Source organism: Pseudomonas frederiksbergensis, assembly GCF_035751725.1.
Classification (GTDB): Bacteria; Pseudomonadota; Gammaproteobacteria; order Pseudomonadales; family Pseudomonadaceae; genus Aquipseudomonas; species Aquipseudomonas frederiksbergensis_A.
The window spans coordinates 1,617,932-1,633,675 of sequence record NZ_CP142104.1 but is presented as its reverse complement, the minus strand read 5'-3'; the positions used below and the strand labels follow the sequence as shown (position 1 = coordinate 1,633,675).

Below are 15,744 nucleotides of genomic sequence, written 5' to 3'. Positions count from 1 at the left end.
ATGACGCGCGGCAAATGGCTGGCAGCGTTGTGCCTGGTGCCCTTCGCGATTTTCTTCATCGTGTTCCAGATCGCCCCGCTGCTCTGGGTATTGGTCAACAGCCTGGAATCGGAGGAGTTCGGCTGGGGCCTGGCCAACTTCAGCAAGATCTTCAGTTCGAAGTTTTACCGGCAGGCAATCCAGCACAGCCTGGAGATCAGCTTCTGGTCCAGCGTATTCGGCATCATCATCGCCGTGCTCGGCAGTTATTCCCTGCGTCGAGTGGATTCGCGGTTGCGTAACTTCGTCAATGCGTTCGCCAACATGACCAGCAACTTCTCCGGCGTGCCCCTGGCCTTCGCGTTCATCATCCTGCTGGGGTTCAACGGCAGCATCACGATCATGCTCAAGCAAGCGGGGATCATCGAGGATTTCAACCTCTACTCGAAAACCGGGTTGATCATTCTCTACACCTATTTCCAGATTCCCTTGGGCGTGCTGTTGCTTTATCCGGCCTTCGACGCGCTGCGTGAAGACTGGCGCGAATCCGCCGCGCTGCTGGGCGCCAGCGGCTGGCAGTTCTGGCGGCACATAGGCTTGCCGGTGCTGACGCCGGCGCTGCTGGGCACGTTCGTGATCCTGCTGGCCAACGCCCTCGGTGCCTACGCCACGGTCTACGCGCTGACCACAGGCAACTTCAACGTGCTGCCGATTCGCATCGCGGCGATGGTCTCCGGCGACATTTCCCTGGATCCGAACATGGCCAGCGCACTCGCCGTGGTGCTGGTGGCGTTGATGACCCTGGTGACCATCGTCCATCAACTGCTGCTCAAGAGGAGCTACCATGTCTCGCGCTGAATCGGGCTCCGTCGGGCTCTATCATCGAGCGGTGGTGTACCTGCTGTTCGCCATCCTGCTGCTGCCCCTGGTCGGAACACTGGTCTACTCCATCGCCAGCAGTTGGTCGGCCACTGTGCTGCCCAGCGGTTTCACCTTCAAATGGTATGTGCAGTTGTGGAGCGATCCACGTTTTCTCCACGCCTTCGGTCAATCGCTGCTGGTCTGCGTCGGTGCGCTGGTGCTCTCGGTGGTGCTGATCCTGCCGCTGCTGTTTGTGGTGCATTACCACTTTCCCAGGCTCGACGCGCTGATGAACATCCTCATCCTGCTGCCCTTCGCGGTGCCGCCGGTGGTGTCGTCGGTGGGGCTGTTGCAACTCTACGGTTCCGGGCCGCTGGCGATGGTCGGTACGCCGTGGATCCTGATCGGCTGCTACTTCACCGTCGCCCTGCCATTCATGTACCGGGCGATCACCAACAACCTGCAAGCGATTAACCTGCGCGACCTGATGGATGCCGCGCAAATGCTCGGCGCCAGCACCTTCCAGGCCGCGCTGCTGGTGGTGCTGCCGAACTTGCGCAAGGGTTTGATGGTGGCGCTGCTGCTGTCCTTCTCGTTCCTGTTTGGCGAGTTCGTGTTCGCCAACATCCTCGTCGGCACCCGCTATGAAACGCTGCAGGTGTACCTGAACAACATGCGCAACAGCAGCGGCCATTTCACCAGTGCGCTGGTGATCTCTTATTTCTTCTTCGTACTGGTCCTGACCTGGGCGGCCAACATCTTGAACAAGGACAAAAGCCAATGAGCTACGTCAGCGTCCAACACCTGCAGAAAAGCTACGCCGGCACGCCGGTGTTCAGTGACATCAATTGCGAGATCGGCAAGGGCGAATTCGTCACCCTCCTCGGCCCCTCCGGTTGCGGCAAATCCACACTGTTGCGCTGCATTGCCGGCCTGACGGCGGTGGATGCCGGCAAGATCCTGCTGGACGGCCAAGACATCGTCCCGCTGAGCCCGCAGAAACGCGGGATCGGCATGGTCTTCCAGAGCTACGCCTTGTTCCCCAACATGACCGTGGAGCAGAACGTCGCCTTCGGCCTGCGCATGCAGAAGGTCGACGCCTCGGACAGCCGTCAGCGTGTGTTGGAGATCCTGCGCCTGGTGGAGCTGCATGACTTTGCCGCCCGCTATCCCCATCAACTGTCCGGCGGCCAATGCCAGCGCGTCGCCCTCGCCCGCTCCCTTGTGACGCGGCCGCGCCTGTTGCTGCTGGACGAACCGCTGTCGGCCCTGGATGCGCGGATTCGTAAGCACTTGCGCGAACAGATCCGACAGATACAGCGCGAACTTGGCCTGACTACGATTTTCGTCACACATGATCAGGAGGAAGCGCTGACGATGTCTGACCGGATTTTCCTGATGAACCAGGGAAAGATCGTACAGAGCGGCGATGCCGAGACCCTTTACACTGCACCCGTCGATGTCTTTGCCGCCGGCTTCATCGGCAACTACAACCTGCTGGACGCCGACAGCGCGAGCAAACTGCTGCAGCGGCCGGTGACCGGTCGCATCGCCATTCGCCCGGAAGCGATTGAGTTGAATCGCAGCGGCGAACCCGATGCGCTGATCCGCAGCCACAGCCTGCTGGGCAACGTGATCCGCTACCGGGTCGAGGCCCGCGGCGTGGAACTGGTGGTGGATGTGCTCAATCGCTCGGCCGCCGACCTGCATCCAGATGGTGCACGACTGGCACTTTCCATCGATCCTTCGGCGCTGTGTGAGGTAGCCTGATGGCTTTGTTGATTTTAAGAAGGGAAACCTGCTGATGGCCCTGGCAATTTTTGATCTGGACGAAACCCTGATCCACGGCGACTGCGCCACCCTCTGGAGCGAACAGATGGGACGGCTGGGCTGGGTCGATCCCGAATCGTTCATGCGCCGCAACAACGAGCTGATGGACGCCTACAGCCACGGCAAGCTGCGCATGGAAGAGTACATGGACTTCAGCCTGGAACCGATGATCGGCCGCACGCCGGAAGAAATCGAGCACCTGGTGGCACCGTGGGTTGAAGACTTCATCGAGCCGATCATCTTCAGCGACGCCACCAAGGCCATCGCCGAGCACCGCAAGGCCGGCGACCGGATCCTGGTGATCTCGGCCTCGGGCACGCATCTGGTCAAGCCGATTGCCGAACGCCTGGGCATCGATGAGATCCTGGCGATCGAGCTGGACGTCGCCCATGGGGTATACAGCGGCAAGACCGTGGGCACCCTGACGTATCGCGAAGGCAAGATCACCCGGTTACTGGATTGGCTGGATGCCGAAGAGGAAAACCTCGAAGGTGCGAGCTTCTATTCCGATTCGCGCAATGACCTGCCGCTGTTGCTGCGGGTGGATTACCCGCATGTGGTGAATCCGGACCAGGTGTTGAGGGCCCATGCCGAGCTGGCTGGCTGGCCGATCCATAGCTGGAAGTAAGCTTTCGCATGAGCAGCCCTACCCCAGCAGCAGCCACAGGCCCCAGCCGAGCAATAACACACCGCTGGCACGACTGAGCCAGAGCCCCTGCGGCAGGTTTTTCTCCAGCAGGATGAAGGCACCGATCACTGCCACCCAGAACAGGTTCATCACGCCGACCACAAACAGCACGCCCATCAACGCCCAGCAGCAACCCAGGCAGTGAGCACCATGGGCCAGGCCCATGCGCCAGCCGCCGAGCACGTCGGGGCGCCAGTAGCTGAGAAGGAAATGCAGCGGACCGCGACAATGCTCGAGGCACGTCGCTTTGGCCGGTAGCCACTGATAGACGCCTGCGACCAGCAGCAGGCCCGCGCCCAGCGCGGTACTGCTGCTGCGCATCGCCGGACTGAGCAAGGCCAGTTGTTCAAGCGTCCACTGGAGTGCCGTGGCGCCCAGGGCGAAGCCGGACCAGACCAGGCCATAGGCGCAGCAGAACAACAGCAAGGCCAAGTGTCGCTGCGGCGCTCGCATGCGCTTGCGCAGCATCTGCTGGTAGATCAGCAGCATGGGCAAGGCGCTGGGCAGCATCATGCCCAGCATCATCACCACCCACATCGCGAACATCAGTAGCGCATCGGCGAGGCTCCACGGCATGATCATGCCGGCCATTGCCGCATCAGCCATGCCGCCCGGCGCACTCATGTCGCGGGCCATGCGCAGCAGCATCACCCAGGCCAGGGCGGTCAGTGCGAGCAGGCAGAGCAGCAACAGTATCTGCTCGCCTGACAGTCGCTTACTCGGCGTTACCGCCTGGGGTCCTGCCATCGCTACGGCTCTATGCCGTGGCCGGTGAAATGCACCTGGGCGAGGTGGCTATGGCTGTCCTGGGATTGCAGCTTGAGGGCTGAATGCGTCTGGTAGCTGCCGCTGGCGACTTCCGCCTCGAGGAATTCAAAGCCATTGGGCAGTGAGAGGCGCACGCGATGAGGTGAGCCGTCGATCGGGCTGCGGATCGGCTCGCCGCTGGCCTGCAGCACCCCTGGAATGTCCAGGTGCGCCAGGCGTTGATCGACATCGATGGACAGGGTGATGGGCACGAACTGCGGTTCGAACGCTTCACTCATGGTGCTGCTGAACACCTGGAACACGTTGGCCCCAGGATCGCTCTCCAGGCCAGACAGAATGGTCAGCAGGGCCCCGCGTTGCACCTCGTTGGCGCGTTCATCGATGAACACCTGACAACTGCCGTTACCCTCATGGATAGCGCCCGGCCAGGAGAAGGTGGCAGCCCAGCACAAGCCGTCCAGCGCCACTTCCTTGAAATGCCCGCGCTCCACCCGCATCGACGCCACCGCCTGGCAGTGCCCATGGGTGGGTGGCGCATTGAATTGGCAGGGGCAGCCCCAATTGCAGTTGCAGGCGATGAACTCGACGCCCTGCATGCGCCATTCGGCGATGGCCATGATCAACCTCTTCACCTTGCGGTGAAATAAAAGCTGCGGTTACCCCATCCCCTCATTGATTAACGCTAGCAGGGCGCGTGCATCGGACGCGGGCCGCCGACCAAAGGTCAGCGGCTTTCACAGGTCAAAAATCAACTCAGGCCTTCATCAATCACCAACACCAACTTCCCCGACACCTGGTTGGTCGCCAGTTCCGCAAACGCCGCTTCGGCATCGGTAACCGCAAACGTCCGGGCCAACTGCGGGCTCAAGCGTTTATCAGCGAACAACGGCCATACCTGCTGCCCCAGCTCGCTGATCAGATCGGCCTTGAATTGATCGTTGCGGCTGCGCAGGGTCGAGCCGAGCAATTGGATGCGCTTGCCCAACACTTGGGCGAGGTCGAGCTCAGCCGTGCGACCGCCCATGAGGCCGATCAACACCCAGCGGCCGTCAACTGACAAAAGTTTCACGTTGAGACTGGCGTAGTTCGCGCCGACCGGATCGAGGATCACATCGAACGGCGCGAAGTCGTTCAGGCTGTTGATGTCGTCGGTGCGCACCACGCCGCCCTGGGCTCCCAGCGCTTCGCAATAGGCCAGCCGATCCGCCGAACCGACGCTGACCCAACACGGGTTGCCAAACGCCTTGCAGAGCTGGATCGCCGCCGAGCCAACACCGCTGGCACCGGCGTGCAGCAGCACTTTTTCACCCGGCCGCAGCCCGGCGAGCTGGAACAGATTCAGCCACGCGGTGCCGTAGACCTCGGGCAGCGCGGCCGCTTCGGCCATCGACAAGCCTTCCGGCACGGGCAAGACATGGCGACCATCGACCACCACCTCTTCGGCCATCCCGCCACCGGCCAGTAACGCGCAAACGCGGTCTCCGACCTGCCAGGAAGAGCCGGGCCCGACTTCGCTGATTATCCCGGAACATTCCAGCCCCAACACCTGGCTGGCGCCCGGTGGAGGTGGATAATGCCCGGCTTTTTGCAGTAAATCGGCCCGATTCAGGCCGGCGGCTGCCACACGGATGCGAACTTGGCCTGCATCACAGGCCGGACTTGGCTCATCTGCCCATACCACTTGGCCTTCAACGCCTTGCAATGCTTTCACGGTGCCTCCATAGTGAGTCTCGACTGGGCCCGCTGCTTCAACGCCGGGCTTTCTTGCATTATGCGCCCGGGCCACATGGAACCGGCGACTTCAAAGACGGCCTAATATGCGTTATCAATTGTCCCTGCGTCGAATCAGCATGAAGCACTTGTTCCCCAGTACTGCACTTGCCCTTTTCATTGGCCTTGGCGTTTCGACGCTTTCGAGCAATGCGCTCGCGGCCAACAGCTGGGACAAGCTTCAGCCCGATCGCGACGAGGTGATTGCCAGCCTTAATGTCGTTGAGTTGCTCAAGCGTCATCACTACAGCAAGCCGCCGCTCGATGACGCACGCTCGGTCATCATCCATGACAGCTACCTGAAGCTGCTCGATCCGTCGCGCAGCTATTTCCTGGCCAGCGACATCGCCGAGTTCGACAAATGGAAGACCCAATTCGACGACTTCCTCAAGAGCGGTGACCTTAACGCCGGTTTCATTATCTACAAGCGCTACCTGGACCGCGTCAAGGCGCGCCTGGACTACGCCTTGGCGGAGTTGAACAAAGGCGTCGACAAGATCGATTTCAATGCCAAGGAAACCTTGCTGGTCGACCGCAAGGATGCCGCCTGGCTCAAGAGCACAGCCGAACTCGACGACCTCTGGCGCAAACGCGTCAAGGACGAAGTGCTGCGCATGAAGATCGCCGGCAAGGATCCCAAGCAGATCCAGGAAACCCTGACCAAGCGCTACAAGAACCAATTGGCGCGCCTGGACCAGACCCGTGCCGAAGATATCTTCCAGGCCTACATCAATACCTTCGCAATGTCCTACGACCCGCACACCAATTATCTGTCGCCGGATAACGCGGAGAACTTCGACATCAACATGAGCCTGTCCCTGGAAGGCATCGGCGCAGTGCTGCAGAGCGATAACGATCAGGTCAAGATCGTGCGCCTGGTGCCAGCGGGCCCGGCGGACAAGACCAAGCAGGTCGGCCCGGCGGACAAGATCATTGGTGTCGCCCAAGGCAACAAGGAAATGGTCGACGTGGTCGGCTGGCGCCTGGATGAAGTGGTCAAGCTGATCCGTGGCCCGAAAGGCTCGGTGGTCCGCCTGGAAGTCATTCCGGCCAGCAACGCACCGAACGACCAGACCAGCAAAGTCGTGTCCATCACCCGCGAAGCGGTGAAGCTGGAAGAACAGGCCGCGAAAAAATCGGTCCTGAAACTCAAGCAGGACGGCAAGGACTACAAGCTCGGCATCATCGAGATCCCGGCGTTCTACCTGGACTTCAAGGCGTTCCGCGCTGGGGATCCGGATTACAAAAGCACCACTCGCGACGTCAAGAAGCTGCTGACCGAACTGCAAAAGGATAAGGTCGACGGCGTCGTCATCGACTTGCGCAACAACGGCGGCGGCTCCTTGCAGGAAGCCACCGAACTGACCAGCCTGTTCATCGACAAAGGCCCGACCGTGCTCGTGCGCAATGCCGATGGCCGGGTCGATGTGCTGGAAGATGAAAACCCGGGCGCGTTCTACAAGGGCCCGATGGCCTTGCTGGTCAATCGCCTGTCGGCCTCGGCCTCGGAGATTTTCGCCGGCGCCATGCAGGACTACCACCGCGCCTTGATCATCGGCGGCCAGACCTTCGGCAAGGGCACCGTGCAAACTATCCAGCCGCTGAACCACGGCGAACTGAAACTGACCCTGGCGAAGTTCTACCGGGTTTCCGGCCAGAGCACCCAGCACCAAGGCGTGCTGCCTGACATCAATTACCCGTCGATCATCGACACCAAGGAAATCGGTGAAAGCGCCCTGCCCGAGGCCATGCCGTGGGACACCATCCGCCCCGCGATCAAGCCAGCCGTGGACCCGTTCAAGCCGTTCCTGGCCCAACTCAAGTCCGACCATGACGCGCGCTCGTCCCAGGACGCGGAATTCGTGTTCATCCGTGACAAGCTGGCCCTCGCGCAGAAGCTGATGATGGAGAAAACCGTCACCCTCAACGAAGCCGAGCGCCGCGCGCAGCATGCCGACATCGAGGCCAAGCAACTGGCAATGGAAAACCTGCGTCGCAAGGCCAAGGGCGAAGAACCGCTCAAAGAGCTGAAGAAAGAAGACGAGGACCTGATCACCGAACCGGAAAAGACCAAGCCGGAAGACGATGCCTACCTGAGTGAAACCGGGCGAATCCTCCTGGATTACCTGAAACTCAACACGGCGGTCGCCAAGCACTGAGTGATGGCCATTTAATGGTGATGCTCGTCGGAGTGTCATCAAACTGACATCAGTCTGTCGTGAAATACAGGACCGGGCGCCCCCCCCCAGCAGGGGTTGCGCCCCGTCCTTTTTTTTATCGCCAGAGACTGCCATGACCACGATAGAACAGCTGAGTGCCTTGAGCTCAATCCTGAGTCAAAGCGGTTTGCACAGCCTGTTCCAACCGATCGTTTGTCTCTCCGAACGACGCATCCTGGGTTACGAAGCCTTGACCCGAGGCCCGTCCAACAGCCCCCTGCACTCCCCTATCGCATTACTTTCCGTTGCCCGCCAGGCCGGGCGGCTCAGTGAACTGGAACTGGCCTGCCGACGTAGCGCCTGCCAGCGGTTCAACGAGCAGAAACTGCCGGGCAAGCTGTTCCTCAATGTGTCGCCCGAATCGCTACTCGAGTCGGCGCACCAGACCGGTCGTACATTGCAGTTGTTGCAAGACTTCGGCATCCCACCCAGCCAAGTCGTGATCGAATTGACCGAACAAACCCCGATCGATGACTTCCAGCTCCTGCAAACCGCCCTTCATCACTATCGAGCCATGGGCTTTTCCATCGCCCTGGATGACCTCGGCGCTGGGTATTCAAGCCTGCGTCTCTGGTCGGAACTACGGCCGGATTATGTGAAGATCGACCGGCACTTCATCGACGGCATTCACCAGGACGCGCTCAAGCGCGAGTTCGTCGGTTCCATCCTGAAAATCGCCCAGGCCTCACGGGCCCAGGTGATTGCCGAGGGGATAGAGCTGCCGGAAGAATTGGCCGTGCTGATCGAAATGGGCGTCGATCTGGTCCAGGGCTATCTGCTTGCCCGGCCGCAGGAACACCCTTCCCAGGACGCCAAGGCGTTGATGCCCCGCCGAGACAGCGGGGTGGTGCCGCTGGGCGATGAAGTCAATGACCTTGGCGCATTGCTCAACGAACAACCGGCGGTGACCCACAACACCCCGACGGCCGCGGTCCTGGAAGCGTTCCGCCGCCAGGCCAATCTCAACTCCCTGGCAGTGCTGGACGACCGTGGCCAGCCCTGCGGCATCGTCCATCGCCATTCGCTCTCCGATGCCTTGCTCAAACCCTTCGCCACCGACCTCTTCGCGCGCAAACCCATCAGCCGCCTGATGAGTGATGACTTCCTCGCGGTGGAACTCAATCAGTCGCTGCAACAAGTCAGCCGCCTGATCACCAGCCGCGCCCGGCAACGCATCGAAGAAGATTTCATCATCACCCTCAACGGCAACTACATGGGATTGGGGCGCGTCATCGACGTGCTCAAACTCATCACCGAACTGAAAATCCAGCAGGCCCGCTACGCCAACCCGCTGACCTTGCTACCGGGCAACGTGCCGATCCAGCAATGCCTCACCCGCCTGCTGCAACAACGCCAGGAGTCGGTGATCTGCTACGTCGACATCGACAGCTTCAAACCCTTCAACGACATCTACGGCTACGGCCGCGGCGACGAAGTCCTACTGTGCCTGGCGCAATGCCTGAACGAACGCATCGACCCCAGCCGCGACTTCGTCGGCCACATCGGCGGCGACGACTTCCTACTGGTCCTCGGCCCGGATGACTGGCGTAAACGCCTGACCCAACTGTTGAACGACTTCCAGAACCACTGCCGCCGCTTCTACCGGCCGGAGCACCTTGAGGCGGGATGTTTTACCGCGTTGAACCGGCAGGGGGTGCGGCAGGAGTTCGCTTTGTTGTCGTTGTCGATTGGGGTAGTGCACCTGCGCTCGGAGGCTTGTGCGGGGCTGGACGCCAGTCAGCTGGCGGAGCTGGCCTCCCAGGCCAAGCATCATGCCAAGGAGATTGTTGGGGGGAGTTTGTATTTGATTGATGGGGGGGGTGGGCGGGTGTCAGTTGGGGAGTTAGGGGTGTTGGCATGACTGGGTTGGTACCCAGTGGCGAGGGAGCTTGCTCCCGCAGGGCTGCGTAGCGCCCCGTCTTCTGAACAACGCGGTGTATCTGGTTAATTGCGCAGGCTATGTTAAGGCTGCGCATCATCGCACGCTAGATGATAGCGCTGAAGGCACTCTAATAAAATCACCATAAAAATTGCGTTGATCTTCAATTTTCTGATCAAAATAGGTATCCATGCACTCAAATAAATCATCAAAAGAATCTCGCCATAGCGAGAGCAGCTACTTCTCTTGACGAAAAGCGGATAGTGATAAGTTAATAACCACTTACTGCTCTACCAAGTAGAAGGATCTTCAAGCGCTGCTTTTTCGAGATCTTTTTTCCAAACTTTTTTTGCATTCACATAAACATCCTGAAGGAACCCTTTAGGATTTTGCAAGTTATACCATTCCCCTCTAGGCCAACTACCCGCGCAGTCCTCGCCTATTTCAAACAAGCTCTGAAAGTCAAAGTTCGGATCATCAAGCTTCTCTCCTAAAAACCTTACCAATACAAATTTATGCCTATAGGACAGGCACTTCAAATCCAAACCATATTTAACAATCAATTTTTCTCTGTCACATTCATCATCTGGATTGTAAACCGCCAGCTCTGCCCCCTTGGTTTCTTCACGATCATACACATCAAACTGACCAATGAACCACATCAAGTCAGGGACAAACTCCACATCTAAAAAAGGGTTTTTCAACATTATTTGCTCTCCATAGGAAACCCGGTATACGGTATGCCTTCCTTGTCAAACTTAACCTCAAACCAGTTTAAATTCTCATTCAGCTGAGGATTTTGCTTATCCTTTTTATTAGGCTTATAACCACGCCCCGCGCCCGGCAGCTCCTGCCTGACAATCCTGTCTTTTTTGTGGTCCAGCCCTGTAAACGGATCCAGCCCAAGTTGTTCTCTCGTCATAGCTTTATTGAGTGCATTCAAATGAATTCGCCAGCTATTGAATTGGGAGCTTAAGCTTCCATTAGCCCCTTTGGGAATCTCACCCGTATGCGGATTCGCCCCGTTGATTGCCCGCTGTTTAAGCGCAACGTCTGATATTTCAGGGCTGTGCTTCTCGACGGTATGCATACCGTATTTTTCCTCCATAACAACAACCCGTCCCTTAGCATTCGCTTCCGCCAACTCATCAATCCGCGCCCGCCGCTGCTCCGCCGTCATCGGCAGCGTCGGCTCACCCTCCTCCACCCCAACCTTAGCCGTCGGATCCTGCTCACCAACCGCCGGCTTCTTACACCCGCCGTCACCTGGGCAAACCTCCAACCCCAACGGATCCACCCACCCCGTCGGGTTCAGGGTGTACCGGTACCCATTGAGCCCACCCTTGAGCTTGCTCGGGTCCAGCGTCAGGTACCGCCCCGTCTCCGGATTGTAGTACCGGTGCCGGTTGTAGTGCAGGCCGCTTTCCCGGTCGTGGTATTGGCCTTGGAAGCGCAGCGGTTGTTCCAGGCGCTTGCCGTCGCCGTGGCGCAGTTCGGTGAGTTTGCCGTAGCCGTTGTAGCGCGCGGCCCAGACGATTTCGCCTTGGTGGCTGGTCAGTTCCTGCGGCGTGCCGAGGTGGTTGTTGTGGTAGTGGAACGGCGTGGCGTTGTCCGGGCCTTGGCCTTCGAGCAGGGCGAGGGGGCGGAAGGTGCCGGGTTCGTAGACGTAGCTTTGGTAGTGGCGGTCGCTGCTTTCGGCGATGATTTGGTCGCCTTGCCAGATGAATTCCGTGGTCTGGCCAGCCACGGTCTTTTCGATGCGTCGGCCGAAGGCGTCGTAGCGGTAGGACGTTTCGCTGCCGTCCGGGCTGGTGACGCCGATGAGGCGGTGTTGGCTGTCGTAGCGGTAGTGGGTGACGAGGCATTGGGCTTTGCCGCGGCGTTCGCGGATGAGGTTGCCGTAGGCGTCGTAGTCGTAGTGGCGGTCGCCCTCCATGAGCAGGCGATTGGCCTTGAGGGTGGTCGGGCCGGGGCGGTCTTGCAGCAAGAGGTTGCCGGCCGGGTCGTGGGCGAAGCGTTCGGGGCCTTGGCTGTGGGCATAGTCGATGCGGACCAGGCGATCTTGCGCGTCGTACTGGTAGCTGCGGCGGTTTCGATTGTCAGAAAGCGCGGCGAGGTTGCCGTTGGCGCTGTAGGAGTAATCGCGCCAGAACAGTTGGTGCTGTTGGGTTTGCCAGACGGTCTGGGCCTTGAGGCGGCCCTGTTCGTCGTAGCGGTAGTCGCTGAGCAGCAGACCTTGCTGGCGTTGGGTTTCGCGGCCGCCCTTGAAACGGTGTTCGGTCAGGCAGGTGCCGTTGAGGTCGATGGCGATCAGCGCGCCGCCGCGGGCGTGGCGGTAGTCGAGGATGCTGCGGTCGGGCAGGCGGCAATGGATCAAGCGACCAACGCTGTCGTAGCGATAGCGCAGGATGGCCCAGCCCTGGTGTTCGGCGACTAAACGGTCCTGGGCGTCGTATTCGTAGGCCAGCGGCCAATGACCGTCGTCGACGCTGACCAAACGGCCGAGGGCGTCGTAGCGGTAATCGACCGTGGTCCCCTCCGGCAGGGTCTTGCGCAGCAGGCGACCGGCGCTGTCGCGTTGATAGACGGTGATGCGCTGGCTGCCGTCGGCGCCGAACTCGGTCTTTTCCAGCAGGTGGCCGTTGAGGTCGTAGGCATAACCGGTGCGCTGGCCGTCGAAGCCGGTTTCCTGTCGGATCAGTCCGTTGGGCGTGTAGTCCAGCCGATAGTGTTCGCCGGATTCGTTCTCGATGTCCGTCAGCAACAGCCGCGCCGAGTCGTAGCGATACTTCAGTTCGCTGCCGTCGGGGTTGAGGCAGCGGCTGATCAGGTGCAGGTCGTCGGCGTATTCGTAGCGGGTGATACGCCCCAGTTCGTCCTGCTCGGCGATGACCTTGCCGTAGGCGTTGTAGCTCCAGGCGAGGGTCGCGCCGCTGGGCAAGGTGGTTTGCAGCAAGCGGCCCACGGCGTCCCATTGGTAATGGGTGATGGCGCCGTGTTCGTCCTGGCGGGTCAGCAAACGTCCGAGAGCGTCGTAGGAAAAACACCGCTGGCTGCCATCGGGCAGGGTTTCTTCCGTCAACTGGCCCAGGTGATTGCGCACAAAATAATGGGCGCTGGCGTCCGGGTAGCTGATGGTTTTCAGTTGCCCTTGGCTGTCGTAGTGATACCAGGTGCTTTGGCCGTCCGGGTCGATGGCCTCAATGACGTCGCCCTGCTCATTGCGGCGGTAGGTCCACACGGCTTTGCCGCGCTGCCGGGCGTGCAGGAAACCGTTTCGGTACTCGTAGGACGTGGGCTCGTCTTCAGGCGGAATCAGCGCCACCAGCCGTCCGACTTCGTCATAGCGGTATTCGGTGACGGCGCCGAGCGGGTCTTGCTCGGCGATCAGCCGGCCCTGTTCGTCATAGGCCTTGAGGTGTTCACCGCCGGCGGGATCGACTTGGCGCACCAGTCGCGCGCGGTCGTCGTGGACGTAGACTTCCTCGCTGCCATCGAGGTTATGGACGGTGACGCTGCCGTCCTCGCCCCAGGTGTAGCGGCTGTCCATCTGCGCAAACGACGCCCAGTGCCGCACGCAGCGGGCCGCCGCGCCGAGGCCTTGCCACTCCCAGTAAAAACTCGCGCCGCCGGCCAGTTGCCGCTGGAGGATGACGTGCTGGTCGTCGTAGTCGTAGCGTTCGCTTTCGCCGGCGGCGTTGGTCGCTTCGACGAGTCGGAAACGGGCGTCGTAGCGGTAGGAAACCAGCGTTTGCTCAGTGCGCCAGCTTTCGTCGCGGGTCGGTGCCGGGTGAAAGCTCTGATAGTCGATGGCGACCAGGTGGCGGTGTTCATAGCGCAGGCGCAGGCAGCGCCCAGCGCCGTTGTCCAGGCGACTGATGTCACCGTAGATGTTGCGCTGGACGGTCAGGCGGTTGTCGTACCGATCGCTCAAGGCGATCAGACGACCGTCGCGAAAGTGTAGGAAAGGCGCCTCTTCGCCGGGCTGGGCGATGATCAGTTCGTCCGGCTCATTGCTCAGGTAGATCGCCGCGCGGGCCAGGCTGTTGTGGATCGCCGGGCGTTGCAGGCTGGGCCGGGGGAAGGTGGTGCGGCGGTTTTCCTGGTCGATCCAGATGACCTGCTCGCCTTCGATCAACAGGCGATGGGCCAGGGCATGGCTCCAACCGCGACCGAGGCCGATGTCGAGCTCGGCGGCGCTGGTGCGGTAGAGGCGGGTGAAGATAAACGGCAGGCGTCCGTCGAGGGTGCCGTCTTCCAGGGTCAGCAGTTCTTCGCCGGTGACCATCGACACCGGGCAGCCGTTGGTGCGGGTCTGGGCGGCGCTGTCGGCGGGGGCGCCGTTGGGGTTTGTCGATTGGGTGGAGGCGTCGTCGTGGTGTTCTTGTTTGCTCAGCCGGGTAGAGGGCTGGGATTTTTCCCGCACGACCGGGGCTGGATTGCTGACCGACAGTGGTGGGGAATCTCCAGCGGTGATGTGCAATGGTGTGACGGGAGCGGGGCCTACGGATGGGCCTCGGCCGGCAATCACGACCGGCTTGAGCACATCGGCATGGGCGTTAAGGCTGTCGCCACCGAGTTGGCCCAGGCGTTGGCTCGAGGCCTGCAGCCATGTCCGGACGTGTTCCGAGCGAACCAAACGCAGCACCTTGCCGCTCAGGCGCAGACCCAAACCCAGGCCACCGGTAACAGCCGCCAACAGGAAATTGATCAGAATCTCGGCGCGAATTTCCCCTATGATTTCGGCCAAGTAACGGGGCGGCAACATCCGCATCCAACTGATGAACGCCGCGGTGTAAACGAAGAGCAAGGGCTCATCGCTCGCGATCATCAGCGCTTTGGCGATCGCTTCGGATGATGCTTTCAGCAGTTGCTCAAGTTCGGCCTCGGTGAAGTATTCCAGCAACTTTTCACTGTTGGCCTGCAGGTCCGCGAGCAGATCGAAGATCTGTTTGACGTCGTCCCACAGCTTATACAAAGCGTTTTCAAAGCCACGCAGCTGAGCGTCCTGCAACGTGTTGTAGCGATCCAGGAAACCTTTTTCCGAATGCTCCTTCCACAGCGGTTGAAACGCTTTCCACTCGGCTTTCAGCCAGCCTTCGAGCTCGCCGATCGCTGTTTGATACGAGGCATACAGCGCCTGGACATGACCGGTCGTGATATTTGGAAAAAAGCTGATGCGATAACGTTGGCCGCGGTCGCATTCGGGTATTTCCAGAATGCCGCTGGGGCCGATGACGAGTGGGATTGGATCGCCAAACGTTTCTTTCCCCAGCGCGTCCCGAATGATGGGTTCGAGCACCACCGGTGTGTCGCCGATCGGCACGAAACGCGAGGCTTGGAACATATGCACCAGCGTCAGCGGGCCTTGTGCCGGACAGCTCGCCACCACGGCGCTGACTTGCTTGCCACCGTCCTTAGCAGGCGCGAGCGACACTTCGTTGCCCACCTTGAACACCTGCTCGATGTCCAGCGTCTGGCCGTTCCAGAACTTTTCCGCCCAGGTGTCGTAGTCGCCCAGGCAATTGCGAAAATCCTTTAGCACCGCCTCGGCATCGGGCGAGTTCATGACGGTCAGGACCAGCGTACCAATGGCGCCGCTTATAGACGGGGTCTTGTCAGGGAAACGCATTCAGACATCTCGCAGCGCAGGAAGGCGCGAGACTTTGCCGGGGACGACAGGAGAAATAAGTCAGATAAGGAGACGTGACGCGTAGGACAATTCTTAAACTTCCCTTACAGGTCCCTTT

Annotated in this window: 11 protein-coding genes; 6 read left to right on the top strand and 5 right to left on the bottom strand. The window is 60.3% G+C overall.

Going from position 1 to position 15,744, the window contains the following annotated elements; all coding sequences use genetic code 11:
• The 4 genes from VQ575_RS07215 to VQ575_RS07200 are packed head-to-tail and all read left to right on the top strand — an operon-like array spanning position 1 to position 3,298.
• Positions 1–837, top strand: a complete 837-nt coding sequence (locus tag VQ575_RS07215; protein ID WP_162488986.1) for an ABC transporter permease — start codon at positions 1–3, stop codon at positions 835–837.
• Positions 824–1,624 carry an ABC transporter permease gene (locus tag VQ575_RS07210; RefSeq protein ID WP_039594527.1) on the top strand — a complete coding sequence of 267 codons (801 nt, stop codon included), beginning with the start codon at positions 824–826 and terminating at the stop codon, positions 1,622–1,624. Before VQ575_RS07215 ends, VQ575_RS07210 begins: the two co-directional genes overlap by 14 nt.
• Complete coding sequence (locus VQ575_RS07205; RefSeq protein ID WP_039594528.1) at positions 1,621–2,610, top strand: ABC transporter ATP-binding protein; 990 nt, start codon at positions 1,621–1,623, stop codon at positions 2,608–2,610. The genes VQ575_RS07210 and VQ575_RS07205 overlap by 4 nt, the downstream gene beginning before the upstream one ends.
• Positions 2,611–2,644: 34 nt before the next feature.
• Positions 2,645–3,298, top strand: a complete 654-nt coding sequence (locus VQ575_RS07200) for an HAD family hydrolase (RefSeq protein WP_198726043.1) — start codon at positions 2,645–2,647, stop codon at positions 3,296–3,298.
• 18 nt (positions 3,299–3,316) lie between these two features.
• Here the strand turns inward: VQ575_RS07200 and VQ575_RS07195 are convergent, their stop codons facing one another.
• The 3 genes from VQ575_RS07195 to VQ575_RS07185 form a co-directional block, all read right to left on the bottom strand.
• Complete coding sequence (locus VQ575_RS07195; protein ID WP_039594530.1) at positions 3,317–4,105, bottom strand: DUF2182 domain-containing protein; 789 nt, start codon at positions 4,103–4,105, stop codon at positions 3,317–3,319.
• 2 nt (positions 4,106–4,107) lie between these two features.
• Positions 4,108–4,743 (bottom strand): DUF1326 domain-containing protein, encoded by a 636-nt coding sequence (locus VQ575_RS07190; RefSeq protein ID WP_325919368.1) that lies wholly within the window; start codon positions 4,741–4,743, stop codon positions 4,108–4,110.
• A 131-nt stretch (positions 4,744–4,874) separates the two neighbouring features.
• Entirely contained in the window at positions 4,875–5,837 is a 963-nt protein-coding gene (locus tag VQ575_RS07185; RefSeq protein WP_045156656.1) for a zinc-binding dehydrogenase, read from the bottom strand.
• Between the two features lie 139 nt (positions 5,838–5,976).
• On the opposite strand from VQ575_RS07185, the gene VQ575_RS07180 reads away from it, so the two are divergent.
• Both VQ575_RS07180 and VQ575_RS07175 read left to right on the top strand, forming a co-directional pair.
• Positions 5,977–8,055, top strand: coding sequence for a carboxy terminal-processing peptidase (locus tag VQ575_RS07180; RefSeq protein ID WP_325919870.1), 2,079 nt, complete (start codon positions 5,977–5,979; stop codon positions 8,053–8,055).
• Positions 8,056–8,188: 133 nt separating this feature from the next.
• Positions 8,189–9,976 carry a bifunctional diguanylate cyclase/phosphodiesterase gene (locus VQ575_RS07175; protein WP_325919367.1) on the top strand — a complete coding sequence of 596 codons (1,788 nt, stop codon included), beginning with the start codon at positions 8,189–8,191 and terminating at the stop codon, positions 9,974–9,976.
• Between the two features lie 308 nt (positions 9,977–10,284).
• On the opposite strand, the gene VQ575_RS07170 is transcribed toward VQ575_RS07175, so the two are convergent.
• Both VQ575_RS07170 and VQ575_RS07165 read right to left on the bottom strand, forming a co-directional pair.
• The gene (locus VQ575_RS07170; protein ID WP_232917018.1) at positions 10,285–10,701 is read right to left on the bottom strand and encodes a hypothetical protein; all 417 of its coding nucleotides are present in this window, start codon (positions 10,699–10,701) and stop codon (positions 10,285–10,287) included.
• Positions 10,701–15,626, bottom strand: a complete 4,926-nt coding sequence (locus VQ575_RS07165; RefSeq protein WP_325919364.1) for an RHS repeat-associated core domain-containing protein — start codon at positions 15,624–15,626, stop codon at positions 10,701–10,703. Before VQ575_RS07165 ends, VQ575_RS07170 begins: the two co-directional genes overlap by 1 nt.
• Positions 15,627–15,744: the final 118 nt, after the last annotated feature.

Excerpts from the sequence above, each read along its gene's own strand:
- VQ575_RS07215 (WP_162488986.1), top strand. The coding sequence starts at position 1 with ATGACGCGCGGCAAATGGCTGGCAGCGTTGTGCCTGGTGCCCTTCGCG.
- VQ575_RS07210 (WP_039594527.1), top strand. The coding sequence starts at position 824 with ATGTCTCGCGCTGAATCGGGCTCCGTCGGGCTCTATCATCGAGCGGTG.
- VQ575_RS07205 (WP_039594528.1), top strand. The coding sequence starts at position 1,621 with ATGAGCTACGTCAGCGTCCAACACCTGCAGAAAAGCTACGCCGGCACG.
- VQ575_RS07200 (WP_198726043.1), top strand. The coding sequence starts at position 2,645 with ATGGCCCTGGCAATTTTTGATCTGGACGAAACCCTGATCCACGGCGAC.
- VQ575_RS07195 (WP_039594530.1), bottom strand. The coding sequence starts at position 4,105 with ATGGCAGGACCCCAGGCGGTAACGCCGAGTAAGCGACTGTCAGGCGAG.
- VQ575_RS07190 (WP_325919368.1), bottom strand. The coding sequence starts at position 4,743 with ATGGCCATCGCCGAATGGCGCATGCAGGGCGTCGAGTTCATCGCCTGC.
- VQ575_RS07180 (WP_325919870.1), top strand. The coding sequence starts at position 5,977 with ATGAAGCACTTGTTCCCCAGTACTGCACTTGCCCTTTTCATTGGCCTT.
- VQ575_RS07175 (WP_325919367.1), top strand. The coding sequence starts at position 8,189 with ATGACCACGATAGAACAGCTGAGTGCCTTGAGCTCAATCCTGAGTCAA.
- VQ575_RS07170 (WP_232917018.1), bottom strand. The coding sequence starts at position 10,701 with ATGTTGAAAAACCCTTTTTTAGATGTGGAGTTTGTCCCTGACTTGATG.
- VQ575_RS07165 (WP_325919364.1), bottom strand. The coding sequence starts at position 15,626 with ATGCGTTTCCCTGACAAGACCCCGTCTATAAGCGGCGCCATTGGTACG.